The following is a 20,557-nucleotide window of genomic DNA, read 5'->3' on the forward strand; positions in this document are numbered from 1 at the left end:
AGCCTGTTGGGACTTCGGCCGGATGTGGCCTGGTGGCGCCGGGCGGGTGATGAGTGTGTCTATCAGCGGCGGTCTGCGCGCGTCAACGGCCCGTGTCCAGCACCTTTGGCCTGCGGAAACGATGAGTTGATGTTCGATGAAGCAAACATTGGTGTAGACCGGTGAAGGGCGCCTGGTGGCACGCTGACGCCGATACGACCACGCCCGGCGAACCCTCACCGCGCCACCGGCGACCCCGCCCCTGTCCTGCACCAACGGCCCGCGCGCCCAGCCCCGTACCGCTGTACGGCCCGGCCGCCCGTGTCATCGACGGCGTGCGCGCTCCGGGGTGTGCCCGGTCCGGGCGTGGGCCGCCGGATGCCGGGTCCCGAACGCGAACAACCGGCCGCCGGGTGACAGAGCGGTCTTGACGGCGTGCGGCGCCGGCCGGAACGCCGGGCCCGCGCGGCGTTGAACCGAACGGTAGGGGGCGGGGCTCGTATGGGTGGAGTGTTGTGTCGGGGAGTGTCCTTCGTGTGTTTTGTGGGTGCTTTGCGGTGATATGAGCGGGTGATCGATCGATGCTCAGGGGTGGGCGTCACGGTGCGTACCCGCATGGTCCGCAGGAGGCACCGCATGCGCCGAGCCGGACACCTCACATGGGCCACCCTGCCGGCCGCGGTGGTGCTCGCGGCAGCGGCCTGCGGCAGCGGCACCGGCGCGCAGCGCGGCTCGGTGTTCAGCGCCTCCTGGGGCGACCCGCAGAACCCGCTGGAGCCGGCGAACACCAACGAGGTCCAGGGCGGCAAGGTGCTCGACCTGATCTTCCGGGGCCTGAAGCGCTACGACCCGAGGACCGGCCGCGCCATGAACATGCTGGCCGAAAGGATCGACACCACGGACTCGCGGAACTTCCGGATCACGCTCAGGGACGGCTGGACCTTCTCCAACGGCGAGAAGGTGACCGCCAGGTCCTTCGTCGACGCCTGGAACTACGGCGCGAGCCTGCGGAACAACCAGAAGAACGCCTACTTCTTCGGCTACATCGACGGCTACGACAAGGTTCACCCGGACAGCGGCGCCCAGAGCGCCGACACGCTCTCCGGACTGAGGGTCGTGGACGACCGCACCTTCACGGTCCGGCTCAACCAGAAGTTCTCCAGCTTCCCGGACACCCTCGGCTACGTGGCCTTCGCCCCGCTGCCCCGGGCCTTCTTCACCGACCACGCGGCCTGGCTGGCCAAGCCCGTGGGCAACGGGCCCTACCGGATCGACACCTACACCAGGGGCTTCCAGCTGTCCCTGAAGAAGTGGAACGCCTACCCCGGCGCCGACAAGGCCCGCAACGACGGCGTGAACCTCACGGTCTACACGGACAGCAACACCGCCTACACCGACCTGCTGGCCGGCAACCTCGACCTCGTCGACGACGTACCGGCCGCGCAGCTCAAGAACGTCAGGAGCGACCTCGAAGGCCGCTACATCAACAGCCCCGCCGGCATCATCCAGACCCTCGCCTTCCCGTACTACGACAAGAACTGGAGCAGACCCGGCGCGGAGAAGGTCCGCACCGGCCTGTCCATGGCGATCAACCGCAGGCAGATCACCGAGACGATCTTCCGCAACACCCGCACCCCGGCCACCGACTGGACCTCGCCCGTGCTCGGCGCCGAGGGCGGCCACCAGGCCGGCCTGTGCGGCCGGGCCTGCGACTACGACCCCGCCCAGGCCAGGAAGCTGATCCAGGAGGGCGGCGGCATCCCCGGCGGCCAGGTCACGATCACCTACAACGCGGACACCGGTTCGCACCGGGAGTGGGTGGACGCCGTCTGCAACTCCATCAACAACGCGCTCGGCAACGACAGGGCGTGCATCGGCAGCCCGGTCGGCACCTTCGCCGACTTCCGCAACCGGATCGGCAGGCACCGGATGACGGGCCCGTTCCGGTCCGGCTGGCAGATGGACTACCCGCTCATCCAGAACTTCCTCCAGCCGCTCTACTACACCGGCGCCTCCGCCAACGACGGCAAGTGGTCCAACAAGGACTTCGACCGGCTCGTCGACCGGGCCAACGCCGAGACCGACACCCGCACATCCATCGCCACCTTCCAGCAGGCCGAGCGGGTCGTCCGGGACAACATGGCCGCCATCCCGCTCTGGTACCAGAACGGCAGCGCGGGCTACTCGCAGCGGCTGTCCCACGTGGCGCTCAACCCCTTCAGCGTCCCCGTCTACAACGAGATCAAGGTCGGCTGAGCCGCCATGGGGCGCTATGTCGTGCGGCGGCTGCTCCAGATGATCCCGGTGTTCGTCGGGGCCACGCTGCTGATCTTCCTGATGGTGAACGTGATGGGCGACCCCGTCGCCGGACTGTGCGGCGAGCGGCAGTGCGACCCGGCGACGGCCGCCCAGCTGAAACGGGACCTCGGCCTCGACCGGCCGGTGTGGCAGCAGTACCTGACCTACATGGGGAAGGTCTTCACCGGGGACTTCGGCACCGCGTTCAACGGGCAGCCGGTCACCGAGCTGATGTCGACGGCGTTCCCCGTCACGGTCCGGCTGACGATCGTGGCGATCCTCTTCGAGATCGTCGTCGGCGTCGCGCTGGGCGTGCTGACCGGACTGCGCCGCGGCCGGCCCGTCGACACGGGCGTGCTGCTGGCCACCCTGGTCGTCATCTCCGTACCGACCTTCGTCACCGGTCTGCTGCTCCAACTGCTGCTCGGCGTCGAGTGGGGCTGGATCAGACCGTCGGTCCCGCCGGAGGCCGCCTTCGGCCAGCTGATCGTGCCGGGCCTCGTCCTGGCCTCCGTCTCGCTCGCCTACGTCACCCGGCTGACCCGTACCTCCCTCGCGGAGAACCGGCGCGCCGACTATGTGCGCACGGCCGTCGCCAAGGGGCTGCCCCGGCACCGGGTGATCATCCGGCATCTGCTGCGCAACTCCCTGATCCCCGTGGTCACCTTCATCGGCGCCGACATCGGCGCCCTGATGGGCGGCGCCATCGTCACCGAGCGGATCTTCAACATCCACGGCGTCGGCTATCAGCTCTACCAGGGGATCGTGCGGCAGAACACGCAGACCGTGGTCGGCTTCGTCACCGTCCTCGTGCTGGTCTTCCTGATCGCCAACCTGCTCGTCGACCTGCTGTACGCCGTGCTCGACCCGAGGATCCGCTATGCCTGAGCGGCACGAGCCCGACGGCGCCGTCTCCGCCGCCGGCATGGGCGGCGCGATGGACCTCGCGGCCAGCGAGGCGGCCACCCTGGAGCGTACGCCCGGCGGGCCCCGGGGCACCGGCCCCCGGGGCAGGCCGCGCAGCCTGTGGTCCGACGCCTGGCACGACCTGTGCCGCAACCCGGTCTTCGTCGGCTCCGGCCTGGTGATCCTCTTCCTCGTGCTGATCTCCCTGTGGCCGTCGCTGATCGCCCCAGGCAACCCCCTGGCCTGCGACCTCTCCAAGGCCCAGGAGGGGCCCATGCCCGGCCACCCCTTCGGCTACGACGGCCAGGGCTGCGACGTCTACACGCGGACCGTGTACGGCGCCCGGGCGTCCGTCACGGTCGGCGTCTGCGCCACGCTGGGGGTGGCCGTCCTCGGCTCGGTCCTCGGCGGTCTCGCCGGCTTCTTCGGCGGGATGTGGGACGCGGTGCTGTCCCGCCTCACCGATGTGTTCTTCGCGATCCCCGTCGTGCTCGGCGGTCTGGTGCTGCTCTCCGTGGTGACCAGCAACACGGTCTGGCCGGTCGTCGGGTTCATGGTGCTGCTGGGCTGGCCGCAGATCTCCCGCATCGCGCGCGGCTCGGTGATCACCGCCCGGCAGAACGACTATGTGCAGGCCGCCCGGGCGCTCGGCGCCTCCCCCGCCCGCATCCTGCTGCGGCACATCGCACCCAACGCGGTCGCGCCGGTGATCGTGGTGGCGACCATCGCGCTCGGCACCTTCATCGCGCTGGAGGCGACCCTGTCGTACCTCGGCGTCGGACTGAAACCGCCCAGCGTGTCCTGGGGGATCGACATCTCCGCGGCCTCCCCGTACATCCGCAACGCCCCGCACGCGCTGCTGTGGCCCTCCGGTGCCCTGGCGGTCACCGTTCTGGCGTTCATCATGCTCGGCGACGCGGTGCGCGACGCCCTCGACCCGAGGCTGAGGTGAGCCGCGTGCTGCTCGACGTCCGCGATCTGCACGTGGAGTTCATGACGCGGGACGGCGTCGCCAGGGCCGTCAACGGTGTCACCTGCCGGGTGGCCGCGGGGGAGACCCTGGCCGTGCTCGGCGAGTCGGGCTCGGGCAAGTCGGTGACGGCGCAGGCCGTGATGGGCATCCTGGACACGCCGCCCGGCCGGATCACCGGCGGGGAGATCCTTTTCCGCGGCCGTGACCTGCTGAAACTGAAGGAGGACGGGCGGCGCAGGATCCGCGGCGCCGAACTGGCCATGATCTTCCAGGACGCGCTGTCCGCCCTCAACCCCGTGCTCAGCGTGGGCGACCAGCTCGGCGAGATGTTCGTGGTGCACCGCGGCATGTCGAAGAGGGACGCCCGGGCCCGGGCGGTCGAGCTGATGGACCGGGTGCGCATCCCGGGCGCGGCGCAGCGCGTGCGCGACTATCCGCACCAGTTCTCCGGCGGTATGCGCCAGCGCATCATGATCGCCATGGCGCTGGCCCTGGAACCGGCCCTGGTGATCGCCGACGAGCCCACCACCGCGCTCGACGTCACCGTCCAGGCCCAGGTCATGGACCTGCTCGCGGAGTTGCAGCGCGAGTACACCATGGGGCTCGTCCTGATCACCCACGACCTGGGCGTGGTCGCGGACGTCGCCGACCGGATCGCCGTCATGTACGCGGGCCGGATCGTCGAGTCGGCCCCGGTGCACGACCTCTACAAGGCCCCCGCCCATCCCTACACCCGGGGCCTGCTGGACTCCATCCCGCGCCTGGACCGCAAGGGCCGGGAGCTGTACGCGATCAAGGGCCTGCCGCCGAACCTCCTGCACATCCCGCCCGGCTGCGCCTTCCATCCCCGCTGTCCGATGGCGCGGGACGTGTGCCGGACGGACGAACCCCCGCTGTACACCGTGGACGAGAACCGGGGCAGCGCCTGTCACTTCTGGCGGGAGTGCCTGGATGGCTGAGCCGATCCTGGCGGTCAGCGGGCTGGTCAAGCACTACCCGCTCACCCGCGGCATCCTCTTCAGGAAGCAGGTCGGCGCGGTGAAGGCGGTCGACGGCGTCGACTTGACGCTGGCCAGGGGCGAAACCCTCGGCCTGGTCGGCGAGTCGGGCTGCGGCAAGTCGACGGTCGCGCGGCTGCTGTGCAGCCTGGAAAGGCCGACGGCCGGTTCGATCCGGTTCAAGGGCGAGGAGATCACCACGCTCTCCGGCCGCGCCCTGAAGGCCGTACGGCGCGACATCCAGATGGTCTTCCAGGACCCGTACACCTCCCTCAACCCGCGGATGACGGTGGGCGACATCATCGGGGAGCCGTTCGAGATCCACCCGGAGGCGGCCCCCAAGGGCGACCGGCGCAGGCGGGTCAGGGAGCTGCTGGACGTCGTCGGCCTCGACCCGGAGTACGCGGGCCGCTATCCGCACCAGTTCTCCGGGGGCCAGCGCCAGCGCATCGGCATCGCGCGCGCTCTGGCGCTGCGTCCGGCGGTCATCGTCGCCGACGAGCCGGTGTCGGCGCTGGACGTGTCGGTGCAGGCGCAGGTGATCAACCTGATGGAGCGGCTTCAGACGGAGTTCGACCTCAGCTACGTCTTCATCGCGCACGACCTGTCGATCGTGCGGCACATCGCGGACCGGGTCGGGGTGATGTACCTCGGGCGGATCGTGGAGACCGGCACCGACACGGAGATCTACGACCACCCGACCCACCCCTACACCCAGGCGCTGCTGTCCGCGGTGCCCGTGCCCGACCCCGGGGCCCGTGCGCACCGTGAGCGGATCATCCTGACGGGCGACGTGCCCTCGCCGACCGACATCCCCTCCGGCTGCCGGTTCCGCACCCGCTGCTGGAAGGCGCGGGAGCGGTGCGCGCGGGAGGTGCCGGCCCTCGCGGTCCCGGAGGAGTTCCGGCACACCTCCGGTTCCGCGGCGCATGACTCGGCCTGCCACTTCGCGGAGGAGAAGCGGGTGGTGCCGCAGGAGGAGCACGGCAACGGGCCGGGGTGACATGGCGCACCCCGGCCCGTTCACGGCACCCGCACGGCCGTACGCTGTTCAGCGTCCCGCGTCCGTATATCGGTACCGCTTCCGTGAAGTTGCCTGTGTGTTACGGCGGTTCGCGGTATTTGCCCCGCTATGCCAGGGAGCGCTTGAGGAAGTCCACCTGAAGCAGCAGCAGGTTCTCGGCGACCTGCTCCTGCGGGGTCATATGGGTGACGCCGGACAGCGGCAGCACCTCGTGCGGGCGGCCCGCGGCCAGCAGTGCGGAGGACAGCCGCAGCGCGTGCGCGACCACCACGTTGTCGTCGGCGAGCCCGTGCACGATCATCAGCGGGCGGTGCGGTGCGGCCGGTGCCGACAGGCCGTCGTCCGTGACGAGGGAACTGCGGGCGTACGCCTGCGCGTCCCGCTCCGGGTCGCCGAGGTAGCGCTCGGTGTAGTGGGTGTCGTACAGCCGCCAGTCGGTGACCGGGGCGCCCGCGATGCCCGCGTGGAAGACGTCCGGGCGGCGCAGCACGGCGAGGGCGGCCAGCCAGCCGCCGTAGGACCAGCCGCGGATCGCCACCCGGCCCAGGTCGAGCGGATGGGTCTTGGCGAGGTCCTGGAGCGCGTCGATCTGGTCGTCCAGGGCGACGGTGAAGTCGCCGTGCACCGCCTTCTCCCAGGCCGGCGAGCGGCCGGGGGTGCCGCGGCCGTCGGCGACGACCACCGCGAAGCCCTGGTCGGCGAACCACTGCGAGGTCAGGTGGGCGTTGTGCGCGGCGACCACGCGCGGTCCGTGCGGCCCGCCATAGGGGTCGAGGAGCACGGGCAGGAGTGTGTCGGAGGGGTAGTCCCGCGGCATAAGCACGGCGCACGGAATTCGGCGTGCGCCCCCCTGGGTGAGGGTCACGCGCGGGGACAAACCGGGGTCTTCGGCGTGCGAGCGGACAGTCGCCAACGGTTTTCCGTCGCGCAGCACCCGGCACCGGGCGCCCGGCCGGTCGAGCGCGGCCGAGATCAGCACCGTCACACCACCGGCGCGCACCGCCGTGTGCACGCCGGGCTCCTGCGACACCCGCTGCACGCCCAGCTCGTTCACCCGGTAGACATGCACCTCCCCGATTTCGGCCGACTCACCGATGCCGGCCTCCTCGCCGGCCGACGCCGAGACCAGCACGTCGTCGGCGCCCACGTCGAGCACCGCACGGATGTGCAACTGTGCCCCCGTGAGCGGGCGTTCACCCACCGCGAGCACCCGCGCGCCCCCCTCGTCGGCGATCCGGACGAGCTGTCCTGACGGGCTCCAGCAGGGCACCCCAGGGAAAAGTTCAAGCCAAGTTGGATCTTCATCCGCGTGCACCATCCGGGTCGCCCCCGACTCCGGCTCGACCGCCAGGAACAGCTGGCTGCGCTGGTCGCGCGCCTGCACGAGGAGCAGCGGCGCACCCGCCTCTGACCAGTGCACACGAGCCAGATACGGATAGCGCGCCCGGTCCCAGACCACCTCCGTGCGCGACCCGTCCAGACCGATCACGAACAGCCGTACGTCCGCGTTCGCGGTGCCCGCGGCCGGATAGGCGACGTGGTGTGGCTCACGCTCCGGTTGGGCGGGGTCCGCGATCCACCACCGCTGCACCGGCGTGTCGTCCACCCGCGCCACCAGCAGCCGGTCCGCCTGCGGCGCCCACCAAAAGCCCCGCGCCCGCCCCATCTCCTCGGCCGCCACGAACTCGGCCAGCCCGTAGGTGACCCCGTCCGACTCCGGCTCCGCCAGCGCCCGGTCGTGCTCACCCGCGGCGTCCACCACCCGCAGCGCGCCCCGCGCCACATAGGCGACATACCGCCCGTCGGGTGCAGGACGGGGATCGATCACCGGCCCCGGCACCGGGAGTTCGCGCGCCGTGCCGGCCCGCAGCTCGGCCGTGAAAAGCCGCCCTGACAAGGCGAAAGAGGCCAACTCCACGGCCGCGTCGGTGGCGTAGCCCACAATGCCGGCGCCGCCCTCACGGCTGCGCTCGCGGCGGGCCCGCTCCTCGGGCGACAGATGCTCCACGGCACCGCCCAACAGGGCCCGCGGATCGGCCGCAAGGCGCTCCTGGCCGTCCTCCGTGTCGAGCACCCACAGGGAGTTGGCCCGGTCCGTACCGGATGCGGAACGCAGGAACGCGACACGCGATCCGTCGGGGGCCACGCTGAACGCGCGCGGCGCGCCGAGGGTGAACCGCTGGGTGCGGGCGTGCCGTCGGGGGAAGGAGTCAGGCTCGGTCGTCATGCCTTGACCATATTGGCCATGCGCCCCCTTGTGCGGCCGTGCGCCGACCGATGCGCGAGCACGGATAGTTATGATCACTACCGCTGAGTGGGTATGAACCTGCTGGCTTCCGCATGGATGTGCTGTTCTGCTCTACAACCGATCCACACCCCCCATAGTCCGAACCCCCCGCGTCCCTGGGATCCTTGGAGGTGAGCCGCCGTGGCACTTTCGATTTCGGCGGTGGTGCTGCTGGCGATCATCGTCTTCCTGCTGATCAAGAAGTCAGGTCTGAAGGGCGGCCATGCGGTCGTCTGCATCCTGCTCGGCTTCTATCTCGCCTCCTCCACCATCGCGCCCACGATCAGCGAGCTGACCACGAACGTCGCCAGCATGATCGGCGGCATCAAGTTCTGACCCCTCCCACCGTCCGCCCGGCACCGCCGGCGCGGCTGCGTAGGGTGGGGTGCATGACGGAACAGCCATTCCGCCGTCTGCTGCTGGTGCACGCGCACCCGGACGACGAGTCGATCAACAACGGCGCGACCATGGCCCGGTACGCCGCCCAGGGAGCGCAGGTGACGCTGGTCACCTGCACCCTGGGGGAGCGCGGTGAGGTCATTCCGCCGCGGCTGCGGCAGCTGACCGGAGCCGCACTCGGCGCGCACCGGCTGACCGAGCTGCGGGCCGCCCTCGGCGAGCTGGGCGTCACCGACGTCCGGCTGCTCGGCGGCGCCGGCCGCTACGGCGACTCCGGGATGATGGGCCTGCCCGACAACGACGATCCCGACTGCTTCTGGCAGGCCGACCTCGACGAGGCCGCCGGCCGGCTCGCCCGCATCGTCCGCGAGGTGCGGCCCCAGGTCCTCGTCACCTACGACGACAACGGCGGATACGGGCACCCGGACCACATCCAGGCCCACCGCGTCGCCCTGCGCGCCGTCGAACTGGCCGCCGGCACCGGCTGGAGCGTCCCCAAGGTCTACGTCAACCGCATCCCGCGCTCCGTCGCCGAGGCCGCCTTCGCCCGGCTCCGGGACGAACTGCCCGGCCTCCCCTTCGCCCAGGGCGGCTCCGTCGAGGACCTGCCGGGCGTGGTGGACGACGACCGGATCACCACCGCGGTCGACGGCACCGCGTACGCCGCGGCCAAGGCCGCCGCGATGCGCGCCCACGCCACCCAGATCGAGGTCGCCGAACCCTGGTTCGCGCTGTCCAACGAACGCGCGCAGCCGCTGTTCACCACCGAGTACTACGAGTTGGTGCGGGGCCCGCGGCCGGACACGCCCGAGAGCGACCTGTTCGCCGGGCTCACCCCCGAGGAGGCGTCATGAGCGGGGCGGGCCCACAACGCCGCGGACCGGCGCTCGCCCAGCCGCTGCACCGGCCCTCCGCCGGGCGGATCGCGGCCTGCGCCGGGCTGTTCCTGCTCGGCGCCGTGGTGGCGCTGGCCGGGGCGCTGGTGCAGAGCGGCTGGTTCCCGGGCGGGCTGCTGCTCGCGCTGGCGGGCGCGGCCGGGCTGTTCCTCGGCGGTGCCCGCGCCATCGGCTCCCGGGCCGGTGCGGTCGCGCCCGCCGCCGGCTGGATCGTCGCCGTCATGCTGCTCACCGCGAGCCGCCCGGAAGGTGACTTTCTGTTCGGCGCCGGAATCGGCTCGTATCTCTACCTGCTCGGCGGGATGGCCGTCGCTGTGATCTGCGCCACCCTTGGGCCGGGACGGCAACCGAACGGGGGCGCCGTCCGACTTGGCAAGTGACGTACCACTTCGCCGTGCGACGCGCGTGCGAGTCCGGTGTGGATTTCCCCAGCGGTCATGGGATACACGCCCTAAGCGGACAGTATGGTGGTGCGCGCCGCCGAGCCTCCCCCGAGCACTCGACTCCGCTCGTGCCGGGGGGACCCCCACACTGAGGTCGTCATGGGCGGCGGAGCCAACCGGGAGAACCTGCCTTGAGTCGTGAAACTGACACTCCGTCCTCCGGGCCCAACGGGCGCGGCGGAGCCGCATACCCGTCGGGGACGCCGCCGTACGGGACCCCCATGGCAGCCGACGGCGGCGCGGGCGCGGGTCGTTCGGCCGCGCAGCCGGAGGAGCGTAAGACCGAGACCACGCTGACGACCCGGATCCGGATCAACATCCCCGGATCGCGGCCCATCCCGCCGGTCGTCGTGCGCACGCCCGTCGCGGACGCGGAGAGCCCCGACGAGGGCGCCGGCGCCGACGCGCGGCCCGCTCCCGCCCAGCCGGCCACCGGCCAGGGCCAGGCCCCGGCCGAACCCGCGGCCCCGGCCGCCGAGAAGGAGAAGACGAGCGACTGGTTCGCCCCCCGCAGGTCCGGCCCGGCCAAGGGCGGTCCGGGCGGCGCCGACGCCAACGGTGCCCCGGCTCCCGGCGCTTCGGCGGCCGGCGGCGCGGCGGCCCCGGGCGCGCCCGGCGCGGCGCGGCCCGGTGGCGGACGGCCCGGCGGGATCGTCGGCGCGATGAGCGTGTCCGGCGGGGCCAGGCCCGGCGGTGGCGGCACCAACGGCGGCGGGCTGCCCGGCGCCACCGGCGGACCCGTCGCCCCCGGACACGGTGGCGGCACCGGCTCCTTCGACGTGACCGAGGCGCTTGCCGCGGGCCCCCTGGGCGGCGGCCGGCGGCCCGGCCCGGACGGCGCGGGCGACTCGCGCCGCGACGACCTGCCGTACTTCTCGGAGAACGGGCACGGCGCAGGCGGACCCGGTGCGGGCGGCCAGGGCGGCGCCCACGGCCACGGCGGCCAGGGCGGACCCGGCGGCCCCGGGGGCCTGGGCGGCCACGGCGGACCCGCGGGACCGACCAGCGGACCGGTCACCGGGGACGGGCCGATGGTGCCGCCCGCCGCCGCCGGCCCGGCCGTCCGCGGCGACCACGGCCTGGCCGCGGGCGAGCCCTTCGACGGCCCGAACCCCGGCGGCCACCCCGGGCCGGGCGGACCCGCCGCGCACCAGGGACCCGCCGCGCACCACGGACCCGGCGGCGGGCTGAGCGACGACACCGCGATCCTCACCCCGCAGAAGCAGGTACCGGAACCGGCCGATCCCGGTTACGGCGTCCCGCCCGACAATGTCTCCGGACACACCGTCACCAGCGGCATCCCGGTCGTCCCGCCCGGCCCCGACGCCGCGTTCGCGCCGGGCAGGACCCCCGAAGGGCCGGTGCCGCACACCGCTCCGAAGCTGCCCGAACCGGTCGCGCAGAACGTGCCGGAGGCCAAGCCGAAGAAGAAGGGCCGCAGCAAACTGGTGCTGCTCGGCGGTGTCGTCGTCTTCCTCGGCGCCGGCGTCTACGGCGCCGGGCTGCTGATGAACCACTCCGACGTCCCCAAGGGCACCACGGTGCTCGGCGTCGACATCGGCGGCGGCACCCGCGACGACGCCGTCAAGAAGCTCGACGACGCGTTCGGCAGCCGGGTCGGCAAGCCGCTGAAGCTGTCGGTGGACGGCAAGACCGTCTCGCTCGCACCCGACAAGGCGGGCCTCCAGTTCGACTTCCAGACCACGGTGAGCCAGGCCGCGCGCAGCGACTACAACCCGGTGTCCGTGGTCGGCTCCCTGTTCGGCCAGAAGCGCGAGGTCGAACCGGACATGCCGGTCGACGAGGAGAAGCTTCAGGCCGCCCTGAAGGAGGCCGGCGGCGCGTCCGGATCGGTCACCGAGGGCACGATCAAGTTCGAGTCCGGCAAGGCCGTCGCCGTCTACGGCAAGGCGGGCAAGGGCATCGACGCCGACCGGTCCGTGCAGGCCGTCGAGCGGGCCTACCGCACCCTGGTGGAGACCGGCACGGCGGCCACGGTGACCGTGCCCACCACGACCCAGCAGCCGACCATCTCCAACGCCGAGGTCGACCGGATGATGAAGACGTTCGCCGAACCCGCGATGTCCGACATCGTCCAGGTGCAGACCGACCCGGCGCACAGCATCCCGTTCGGCCCCCTGTCCCTGCCGAAGATCCTCGGCGTCAAGGCGGTCGGCGGCAAGCTCGTCGAGACGTACGACCTTGAGGCGCTGAAGCAGGCGTACGGCAGCACGTACGACGGCGTACAGATCGTGACCGCGACCGGGAAGCGTGCCGTCCAGCCGCAGGACGTCGTCGCCGCGCTGCGCAAGGCCCTGCGCGGCAAGACGCCGGCCGAGCGCATCGGAATCATCGACACCAACCCGAACTGACGCCGACTCGCCCGTCCGAACGACCCCGCCCGGTCACGCAAGGCCACGACGCACCCGCACCCGACGACGAACCGTGCCCCGTCAGGGGCGCGGGGAACGGCGCGAGAGGCCACGGCGTACCCGCGCCCGACGACGGATCGTGCCCCGTCAGGGGCGCGGGGAACGGCGCGAGAGGCCACGACGCACCCGCAGCGCCCGACGACGGATCGTGCCCCGATAGGGGCGCGGGGAACGGCGCGAGAGGCCACGACGCACCCGCACCCGACGACGGATCGTGCCCCGATAGGGGCGCGGGGAACGGCGCGAGAGGCCACAACGCACCCGCGCCCGACAACGAACCGTGCCCCGATAGGGGCGCGGGGAACGGCGCGAGAGGCCACGACGCACCCGCACCCGACAACGCCCCCATAGCGGAGCGCCCGGCACGGGCGGGAGCCCCCCAGACATGACATCCGTCATCCCGCACCGGGGACGGCCGACACTGCCGTCCCCCACCTCGCGCCGTCACCATGAACGCCATGACGACGACAACCGCACCCGCCACCACCCCCGTGGCCGGATTCGACCAGGTGAGCAAGGCGTACGGGAACGTGCGGGCCGTGGACGGGCTCTCGCTCGCCCTCCGCCCGGCGGAAACCGTGGCCCTGCTCGGACCCAACGGGGCCGGCAAGTCGACCACCCTCGACCTGCTGCTCGGCCTCAAGCACCCAGACACCGGCACCGTCCGCGTCTTCGGCACCGGCCCGCGCGAGGCGATCGTGGCCGGCCGGGTGGGCGCCATGCTGCAGTCCGGCGGACTGATGGACGAGGTGACCGTCGCCGAACTGGTCACCCTCGGCTGCGCCCTGCACCCGCGGCCGTACCCGGTCGCCGACGTACTGGCCCGCGCCGGAATCTCCCAGATCGCCGGGCGCAAGGCCAACAAGCTCTCCGGCGGCCAGGCCCAGCGCGTCCGCTTCGCCCTCGCCACCGCCGGCGACAGCGACCTGATCGTCCTCGACGAGCCCACCACCGGCATGGACGTCTCCGCCCGCCAGGCGTTCTGGGCCACGATGCGCGAGCAGGCCGACCGGGGCCGCACCGTGCTGTTCGCCACCCACTACCTGGAAGAGGCCGACGCGATCGCCGACCGTGTGCTCGTGCTGCACCGCGGCAGGCTGCTCGCCGACGGCACCGCCGCCGAGATCAAGGCCAAGGCGGGCGCCCGCCGGATCTCCTTCGACCTCGCGGGCGACATCGACCGGGCCGCCCTGCGCGCCCTGCCCTTCCTGACCGCGCTCGACATCAGCGGCCGTACTGTTCGCATCCGGTCCACCGACGCCGACGCCACCGTGCACGCCCTGTACAGGCTCGGCCTCTACCCCCGCAACCTCGAAGTCGCCGGGCTCGGTCTGGAGCAGGCGTTCGTCGCCCTCACCGAGGCCGAGGAGGCCAAGCAGTCGTGAACAGCCTGATCAAGCTGGAACTCACCCGCGCCCTGCGCAACCGCAGGTTCCTGTTCTTCTCGGTGATCTACCCCTCGGTCCTGTTCCTGCTCATCGCGGGCAGCGCCGACTCCACCGGCACGGTCGACGGCACCGGCCTGACCCTGCCGACGTACATGATGGTCTCCATGGCCTCCTTCGGCGCCCTGACCGCCGTCCTCATGGGCAACAGCGAGCGCATCGCCAAGGAACGCGAGAGCGGCTGGGTGCGGCAGCTGCGGCTGACCAGCCTCCCGGGCCGCGGCTACGTCCTCGCCAAGACCGCGAGCGCGGCCGTCGTCAGCCTCCCGTCGATCGTCATCGTCTTCGTGGTCGCCGCGGCCGTGAAGGACGTACGCCTGGACGCCTGGCAGTGGCTCGCCCTCACCGGCGCGATCTGGGCCGGGAGCCTCGTCTTCGCCGCGCTCGGCGTGGCCCTCGGCTACCTGGCCGCCGGAGACGCCGTCCGCCCCATCACGATGATCACCTACTTCGGCCTGTCGATCCTGGGCGGCCTGTGGATGCCGTCCACGACCTTCCCCCGCTGGCTCCAGGACATCGCCGGATGGCTGCCCACGCACGCGTACGCTGCCCTGGGGCGCGCGATCGAGCAGAACCAGGCGCCGCACGCCCAGGACATCGCCGTCCTCGCCGTCTTCTTCGTGCTGTTCACGGGCGGCGCCGCCTGGCTGTACCGGAAGGACACGCTGAAGGCGTGAGCACGATGACAGGGGAAGCACGGGCCGACGGAAGCGGAACGCGGCCGCGGGTCCCGGACGGACGGCCCTTCCGCGGCCGCCGTCAGCTGCCGGCCAAGGTGCTGTGGATCGGGGTGTGGCTGGTCTTCCTCAAGTCGCCGGTCGAGGACCTGGTGCGCGGCCACCACAGCACCGGCGGCGTCGTGGCCGGGGCGATCGGCCTGGCCGCCTTCGTCGGCGTCTACACGACGCTGCTCATCCGCACCATGGGCCGGCCTCGCCCCGCGCGGGCCGTCGCCCTGCTGCTCGCGGTCCTCGGCGTCCTCGCCCCCGTGCTCGCCCTCACCCTGGGCGGCCCCTGGCTCGGCCTGTTCGTCTACCTCTCCGTCGCCTGCGGGGCGACGCTGCCGCCACGCGCCGCGTACGGGGCCATTCCCGCGTCCGCCGCCGTGATGTACCTCGTCGGGACGCACATCGGCGACGAGGCGACGGCACGCGACCTGCTCCTGCTCCAACTGCTCATCGGGTTCGCGATGAGCGGCGTCGGCCAGCTGGTCCGCACCACCATCGAGCTGCGCAAGGCCCGGGCCACCGTCGCCCAGCTCGCCGCCAACGAGGAGCGGCTACGACTCGCCCGCGACCTGCACGACCTGCTCGGCCACTCCCTCTCGCTGATCACGCTGAAGAGCGAACTCGCCGGCCGGATGCTGCCCGCCCACCCCGACAAGGCCGCCCAGCAGGTCGCCGACATCGAGCGGGTCAGCCGCCAGGCCCTGGTCGACGTGCGGGAAGCGGTCAGCGGCTACCGGCGCCCCCGGCTCACCGCCGAGCTGGCCGGCGCCCAGGTCGCCCTGACCGCCGCCGGGGTCACCGCCCAGATGCCCGCCGAACCGGATCTCGCCGGGGTGCCCGAGGACGCCGAGTCCGCGCTGGCCTGGGCGCTGCGCGAGGCGGTCACCAACGTCGTACGGCACAGCGGCGCCCAGCGGTGCGCGGTGCGGGTGCTGCGCCGGCAGACCCTGGACGGCCCCGTCCTCGAACTCCGCGTCGAGGACGACGGCACGGGCGGCTCCGGAACGGGCCCCGGCAACGGCCTGACCGGCCTGAGCGAACGCCTGGAGAAGGCCGGCGGCACCCTGGAGGCGGGCCGCGTCAAGCACGGCTTCCGCCTGGTCGCCCGCGTGCCCGTGGCGGACGGCGCGGCATAGGATCCCCGGCATGAGCAGCACGATCAAGGTCCTCCTCGCCGAGGACCAGTCGATGGTCCGCGAGGCGCTGGCCGCACTGCTCGGCCTGGAGGACGACATCGAGGTCGTCGCCCAGGTCGCGCGCGGGGACGAGGTGCTGGACGCGGCGCGCGAGCACGGCGTGGACGTCGCCCTGCTCGACATCGAGATGCCCGGCCGCACCGGCATCGAGGCCGCGGCCCAGGTGCGCCGGGAGCTGCCCGGGGTGAAGCTCGTCGTCCTCACCACCTTCGGCCGCCCCGGCTATCTGCGCGGCGCGATGGAAGCGGGCGCCGACGCCTTCCTGGTCAAGGACGCGCCCGCCGCCCAGCTCGCCGAGGCGGTGCGCAAGGTGCTGGCCGGGGAGCGGGTCATCGACCCCACGCTCGCCGCCGCGGCCCTCGCCGAGGGAGCCAACCCGCTCACCGACCGCGAACGCGAGATCCTGCGCGCCGCCGCCGACGGCTCCACCAACGCCGAACTGGCCGAGGCCCTGCACCTCTCCCAGGGCACGGTCCGCAACTACCTCTCCACAGCCATCCAAAAACTAACGGCCCGCAACAGAACAGAAGCAGCCCACATAGCCCAAAAAAAGGGCTGGCTGTAACCACCCCGCCAGAGGCGCGAGGAACTACGTGTAGCCCCGCCAGGGGCGCGGGGAACTGCGCGACCGGCCACAACGCACCCGCATCTGACAGCCGACCGAACCAAAAACGGCGCCCAAACTCGACGCGCCCTAATTCAACAGCGCCCGCGCCGCATTGGCCTGCCGCCGCACCCGCCGCGCCCCCGACTCATCCGCCGCGGCCAACACCTCCGCATACGCCTCCAGCTCCGCCGCCCCGGCGACGAACTCCCCCCGCTGAACAAGCAGTTGCGCCCGCTCATACCGCAACCGCGCCGGATGCGACGGCAGCAGCAGGGACAGCTCCACGGCCCACAGCGCCACATCCGACCGCTCCGGCCGTGCCGCCGCCCACGCCCGGATGTTGTTCAGGATCCGCACGACGACATCGAGCGGCGCCGCGGGCACCAGCATGGACGGCTCCAGCGGAGCCCCCGTCGCCCCGGCGACCAGCAACTCCGCGTCCGTCCCGGTGAGCACCCGGCCACCGTCGAACGGATCCGCCAGCACCTGTTCCCCGGCCGCGCCGAACCCCACCACGAAGTGCCCAGGCAGCGCCACCCCGTACACATGCGCCCCCGCCCGCCGGGCCACCTCCATCCAGATCACCGACAGCAGGATCGGCAGCCCGCGCCGCCGCCGCAGCACCGCGTGCAGGAGCGAGGACTCCAGCCGCCGGTAGTCGGCCCGGGAGCCATGGAACCCGTACTGCGCCCCGAGCAGCTGGTGCAGCGCCGCGGCCCAGGCCGGCGGCCCGCCCGGACGGTACGGCAGCTGCCCCGCGAGCCGGTCGAGTTCCAGCTGCGCGGCGTCCAGGCCCGCCTCGTCCAGCGCCCCGTCCGCCACCGCCCCGAGCAGCAGACACAGCAGCGCCAGGTCGGGCCGCTCGGAGCGGGCCTCCTCGGCGAACCGGCGTCGCACCTCGGCGGAGCGCTCCGGGGACGGGGGATAGGGGGGACGCCCGGCGGGCCCGTGCCCGGTCACGACGGTCCGCGCCGCGGTTCGGCGTCGCCGGAGTCGTCCGGCTCCCGGTAGTGGTGGTAGGTGTGGTGCGCGGCGAAGCCGAGACCGGCGTACAGCGCCCGCGCCCCCGTGTTGTCCGTCTCGACCTGGAGCCAGGCGGCGGAGGCCCCCTCGTCGAGGGCCCGCCGGGCCAGCGCGGCCATCACGGTCGTGGCCAGCCCCCGCCGGCGCTGCTCCGGGTCCACCTCGACGGCGGCGAACCCGGCCCACCGCCCGTCCACGACGCACCGGCCGATCGCGGCCGGGGCGCCCCGGTCCGCACCGGGCACGGTCGCGAACCACACCGACGGTCCGCTGCCCAGCACCCGCAGGGCCATCTCGCTCACCCCCTTGCGCTGGTATCTGGTCAGCCATGTCGCGTCCGCGGTCCGGGACAGCACGACCTCGCCGCCCTCGGCCCTGTCCGCGACCGGTGCGAGCGCCCCGGTCCACAGCTCGGAGGTCACCTCGCGCCACCAGCCGCGCCGTTCCAGCTCCGCGCACAGCAGTTCCTGTGTGCCCGCGGCTCCGGTCGCGGTCTGCACGTACGCGGGCAGCCCGCGCTCGTGGTACCAGCGTCTTACGGCCCGCAGTGCCGCGTCGAGCGGAAGCCCCGGGTCGCCGAGCGGCAGCGCACTGTTGGCCCGCCTCGTGAATCCGCCGGCGGCGCGCAGTTCCCACGCGCCGAGCCGTTCGCTCTCCACCGGCTGCCAGGCCCGCGCGGACACCCGCGCGAGTTCTTCGTAGGTGGCGGCGGGACCCCGGCGACGCGCCGGGGCGTCGGGCACCGTCTTGCCCGCGACCAGCGCGGATTCCGGGATCCGGACGCTCTGCCCGTCCTTCCGTGTGATCAGCAGCACACCGTCGTCCCAGGATGTGAGAACACCCACCGTGTCGGTGAACTTCGGCGTGGGACTTCCGGGATCGCAAAGGCGCCGCACGGAGACCCGTTTACCCACGTCAGCAGCGGTGATACGGACCTCAAGTCGTCCAGCGGCAGAGATTTCCACAGGTCAGTTCACCCCTCCTGTTCGGATCATGCCCAAGAACGGAGATACTAGGTGCGGGCATCGACGACGCCGCGCTCCCGCGCGCCAGGCGGCGGAGCCTGAGGAGGCCCGCCAGCGCCCTATCGAGGAGGAACGACAGCGTGACCTACGTCATCGCGCAGCCTTGTGTCGACGTCAAGGACAAGGCGTGCATCGAGGAGTGCCCGGTCGACTGCATCTACGAGGGCCAGCGGTCCTTGTACATCCACCCGGACGAATGCGTCGACTGTGGTGCCTGTGAGCCGGTCTGCCCGGTCGAGGCGATCTTCTACGAGGACGACACTCCGGAGGAGTGGAAGGACTACTACAAGGCTAACGTCGAGTTCTTCGACGAACTGGGCTCCCCCGGCGGCGCCAGCAAGCTGGGTCTGATCGAGCGCGACCACCCCTTCATCGCCGCGCTGCCGCCGCAGGCCGAGTAACCCGCACGACGGCCCGCCACCCCGGTTCCTGCGACCGGGGCCCCGGCGTCGCCTCGGTCCCGTACGGCCCGGTCGCCCCAGGCGCCACCGCGCGGGACCGAGGCGTTCGCCGTACCGACGAAAGTGAGCCACCGTATCGTGTCCGCAGTCTCCGACCGCCTTCCCGCCTTTCCCTGGGACAAGCTGGAGCCGTACAAGAAGACGGCCGCCGCGCATCCCGACGGCATCGTCGACCTGTCCGTCGGCACCCCGGTCGACCCGGTACCCGAGCTGATCCAGAAGGCGCTGATCGGCGCGGCCGACTCGCCGGGCTACCCGACCGTCTGGGGCACCCCCGAACTCCGTGACGCGATCACCGGCTGGGTGGCGCGCCGGCTCGGTGCCCGCGACGTCACCCACCGCCACGTGCTGCCCGTCGTCGGCTCCAAGGAACTGGTCGCCTGGCTCCCCACCCAGCTGGGCCTCGGCCCCGGCGACACGGTGGCCCTGCCGCGCCTCGCCTATCCGACGTACGAGGTGGGCGCCCGCCTTGCCCGCGCCGACCACGTGGTCTACGACGACCCCACGGACCTGGACCCCGCGCACCTCAGGCTGCTGTGGCTGAACTCCCCGTCGAACCCGACGGGCCGGGTGCTGGCCAAGCAGGAGCTGACCCGGATCGTGGCCTGGGCCCGCGCGCACGGCATCCTGGTCTTCTCCGACGAGTGCTACCTCGAACTGGGCTGGGAGACCGACCCGGTCTCGGTGCTCCACCCGGACGTCAACGGCGGCTCGTACGAGGGGATCGTCGCCGTCCACTCCCTGTCCAAGCGTTCCAACCTGGCCGGCTACCGAGCCGCCTTCCTGGCCGGCGACCCGGCCGTCCTCGGCCCCCTGCTGGAGATCCGCAAGCACGGCGGCATGATGACCTCGGCGCCGACCCAGGCGGCGGTGGTGGCGGCCCTGGGCGACGACACCCACGTCCGCGAGCAGCGCGAACGCTACGCAGCCCGCCGCACGGTGCTGCGCGAGGCGCTGCTCGCCCACGGCTTCCGCATCGAGCACAGCGAGGCGAGCCTGTATCTGTGGGCCACCCGCGACGAGTCCTGCTGGGACACGGTCGCCCACCTCGCCGACCGGGGCATCCTGGTCGCGCCGGGCGACTTCTACGGCGCGGCGGGCGAGACGTTCGTACGCGTCGCACTGACCGCCACGGACGAGCGCATCACGACGGCGGCCGGCCGACTGTCCGAGTGACAGGGCGGTCGCACCGACATGGCGGCCCGGCCCGGCACGGAGCCGGCCCGGCCGGTCGGAGCGGCACAAGGTTGAGATGACACGGCTGTCGGACCGGCACTGCTGTCGGGCCGGCACCGCTGTCGGTGTGACGCGGCGGTGGGTCCGATACGGCTGTCGGACGGGCACTGCTGTCGGGTCGGCACGGCTGTCGGTTCGGCGCGGCGGTCGGTGTGACGCGGCGGTGGGTCCGATACGGCTGTCGGTTCGGCGCGGCTGTTC

17 protein-coding genes and 1 pseudogene are annotated in these 20,557 nt (G+C 72.4%); 15 read left to right on the forward strand and 3 right to left on the reverse strand.

Going from position 1 to position 20,557, the window contains the following annotated elements; translation table 11 throughout:
• Window positions 1–615 precede the first annotated feature (615 nt).
• Genes AC27LF_RS08075 through AC27LF_RS08095 form a run of 5 tightly spaced genes read left to right on the forward strand, consistent with a single transcriptional unit; the run spans window position 616 to window position 6,157 of the window.
• Entirely contained in the window at window positions 616–2,235 is a 1,620-nt protein-coding gene (locus AC27LF_RS08075) for a peptide ABC transporter substrate-binding protein (protein ID WP_479656284.1), read from the forward strand.
• Between the two features lie 6 nt (window positions 2,236–2,241).
• The gene (locus AC27LF_RS08080; protein ID WP_404024532.1) at window positions 2,242–3,165 is read left to right on the forward strand and encodes an ABC transporter permease; all 924 of its coding nucleotides are present in this window, start codon (window positions 2,242–2,244) and stop codon (window positions 3,163–3,165) included.
• Entirely contained in the window at window positions 3,158–4,135 is a 978-nt protein-coding gene (locus AC27LF_RS08085) for an ABC transporter permease (RefSeq protein WP_479656283.1), read from the forward strand. The genes AC27LF_RS08080 and AC27LF_RS08085 overlap by 8 nt, the downstream gene beginning before the upstream one ends.
• Window positions 4,136–4,140: 5 nt before the next feature.
• The gene (locus AC27LF_RS08090) at window positions 4,141–5,115 is read left to right on the forward strand and encodes an ABC transporter ATP-binding protein (protein ID WP_479656282.1); all 975 of its coding nucleotides are present in this window, start codon (window positions 4,141–4,143) and stop codon (window positions 5,113–5,115) included.
• The gene (locus AC27LF_RS08095; protein WP_479656281.1) at window positions 5,108–6,157 is read left to right on the forward strand and encodes an ABC transporter ATP-binding protein; all 1,050 of its coding nucleotides are present in this window, start codon (window positions 5,108–5,110) and stop codon (window positions 6,155–6,157) included. Before AC27LF_RS08090 ends, AC27LF_RS08095 begins: the two co-directional genes overlap by 8 nt.
• 127 nt (window positions 6,158–6,284) lie before the next feature.
• Here AC27LF_RS08095 and AC27LF_RS08100 read toward each other — a convergent pair whose 3' ends face one another.
• Complete coding sequence (locus tag AC27LF_RS08100) at window positions 6,285–8,405, reverse strand: S9 family peptidase (protein WP_479656280.1); 2,121 nt, start codon at window positions 8,403–8,405, stop codon at window positions 6,285–6,287.
• 201 nt (window positions 8,406–8,606) lie between these two features.
• Here AC27LF_RS08100 and AC27LF_RS08105 point away from each other — a divergent pair, with 201 nt between their 5' ends.
• The 8 genes and pseudogenes from AC27LF_RS08105 (at window position 8,607) to AC27LF_RS08140 (ending at window position 16,569) form a co-directional block, all read left to right on the forward strand.
• The gene (locus AC27LF_RS08105; protein WP_404024542.1) at window positions 8,607–8,801 is read left to right on the forward strand and encodes a hypothetical protein; all 195 of its coding nucleotides are present in this window, start codon (window positions 8,607–8,609) and stop codon (window positions 8,799–8,801) included.
• A 53-nt stretch (window positions 8,802–8,854) separates the two neighbouring features.
• Complete coding sequence (gene mshB / locus AC27LF_RS08110) at window positions 8,855–9,718, forward strand: N-acetyl-1-D-myo-inositol-2-amino-2-deoxy-alpha-D-glucopyranoside deacetylase (RefSeq protein ID WP_479656279.1); 864 nt, start codon at window positions 8,855–8,857, stop codon at window positions 9,716–9,718.
• The gene (locus tag AC27LF_RS08115; RefSeq protein ID WP_479656278.1) at window positions 9,715–10,140 is read left to right on the forward strand and encodes a DUF6113 family protein; all 426 of its coding nucleotides are present in this window, start codon (window positions 9,715–9,717) and stop codon (window positions 10,138–10,140) included. Before mshB ends, AC27LF_RS08115 begins: the two co-directional genes overlap by 4 nt.
• Before the next feature lie 194 nt (window positions 10,141–10,334).
• On the forward strand, window positions 10,335–12,575 hold the full coding sequence (locus AC27LF_RS08120; RefSeq protein ID WP_479656277.1) for a hypothetical protein: 2,241 nt from the start codon (window positions 10,335–10,337) through the stop codon (window positions 12,573–12,575).
• Window positions 12,576–13,171: 596 nt separating this feature from the next.
• Window positions 13,172–14,020 (forward strand): annotated as a pseudogene (locus AC27LF_RS08125) (ABC transporter ATP-binding protein); the annotation flags it as partial.
• Entirely contained in the window at window positions 14,017–14,757 is a 741-nt protein-coding gene (locus AC27LF_RS08130) for an ABC transporter permease (RefSeq protein ID WP_479656275.1), read from the forward strand. The pseudogene AC27LF_RS08125 and the gene AC27LF_RS08130, both read left to right, overlap by 4 nt.
• Window positions 14,758–14,762: 5 nt before the next feature.
• Window positions 14,763–15,944 (forward strand): sensor histidine kinase, encoded by a 1,182-nt coding sequence (locus AC27LF_RS08135; RefSeq protein WP_479656378.1) that lies wholly within the window; start codon window positions 14,763–14,765, stop codon window positions 15,942–15,944.
• 10 nt (window positions 15,945–15,954) lie between these two features.
• Complete coding sequence (locus AC27LF_RS08140) at window positions 15,955–16,569, forward strand: response regulator transcription factor (protein ID WP_479656274.1); 615 nt, start codon at window positions 15,955–15,957, stop codon at window positions 16,567–16,569.
• Window positions 16,570–16,698: 129 nt separating this feature from the next.
• Here the strand turns inward: AC27LF_RS08140 and AC27LF_RS08145 are convergent, their stop codons facing one another.
• Window positions 16,699–17,571: a transglutaminase family protein gene (locus AC27LF_RS08145; protein WP_479656273.1), complete on the reverse strand. Its 873-nt coding sequence runs from the start codon at window positions 17,569–17,571 to the stop codon at window positions 16,699–16,701.
• Window positions 17,568–18,599 carry a GNAT family N-acetyltransferase gene (locus tag AC27LF_RS08150; protein WP_479656272.1) on the reverse strand — a complete coding sequence of 344 codons (1,032 nt, stop codon included), beginning with the start codon at window positions 18,597–18,599 and terminating at the stop codon, window positions 17,568–17,570. Before AC27LF_RS08150 ends, AC27LF_RS08145 begins: the two co-directional genes overlap by 4 nt.
• 140 nt (window positions 18,600–18,739) lie before the next feature.
• Between AC27LF_RS08150 and fdxA the strand changes: the two genes are divergently transcribed.
• Both fdxA and AC27LF_RS08160 read left to right on the forward strand, forming a co-directional pair.
• Window positions 18,740–19,060, forward strand: a complete 321-nt coding sequence (gene fdxA / locus AC27LF_RS08155; RefSeq protein ID WP_030929316.1) for a ferredoxin — start codon at window positions 18,740–18,742, stop codon at window positions 19,058–19,060.
• Window positions 19,061–19,198: 138 nt separating this feature from the next.
• Complete coding sequence (locus tag AC27LF_RS08160; RefSeq protein WP_479656271.1) at window positions 19,199–20,296, forward strand: bifunctional succinyldiaminopimelate transaminase/glutamate-prephenate aminotransferase; 1,098 nt, start codon at window positions 19,199–19,201, stop codon at window positions 20,294–20,296.
• Window positions 20,297–20,557: the final 261 nt, after the last annotated feature.

Source organism: Streptomyces diversicolor (assembly GCF_057537855.1).

Coding starts and splice junctions, on each gene's coding strand:
- AC27LF_RS08095 (WP_479656281.1), top strand. CDS start 5,108: ATGGCTGAGCCGATCCTGGCGGTCAGCGGGCTGGTCAAGCACTACCCG.
- AC27LF_RS08135 (WP_479656378.1), top strand. CDS start 14,763: ATGACAGGGGAAGCACGGGCCGACGGAAGCGGAACGCGGCCGCGGGTC.
- AC27LF_RS08100 (WP_479656280.1), bottom strand. CDS start 8,405: ATGACGACCGAGCCTGACTCCTTCCCCCGACGGCACGCCCGCACCCAG.
- AC27LF_RS08080 (WP_404024532.1), top strand. CDS start 2,242: ATGGGGCGCTATGTCGTGCGGCGGCTGCTCCAGATGATCCCGGTGTTC.
- AC27LF_RS08115 (WP_479656278.1), top strand. CDS start 9,715: ATGAGCGGGGCGGGCCCACAACGCCGCGGACCGGCGCTCGCCCAGCCG.
- mshB (WP_479656279.1), top strand. CDS start 8,855: ATGACGGAACAGCCATTCCGCCGTCTGCTGCTGGTGCACGCGCACCCG.
- AC27LF_RS08075 (WP_479656284.1), top strand. CDS start 616: ATGCGCCGAGCCGGACACCTCACATGGGCCACCCTGCCGGCCGCGGTG.
- AC27LF_RS08140 (WP_479656274.1), top strand. CDS start 15,955: ATGAGCAGCACGATCAAGGTCCTCCTCGCCGAGGACCAGTCGATGGTC.
- AC27LF_RS08085 (WP_479656283.1), top strand. CDS start 3,158: ATGCCTGAGCGGCACGAGCCCGACGGCGCCGTCTCCGCCGCCGGCATG.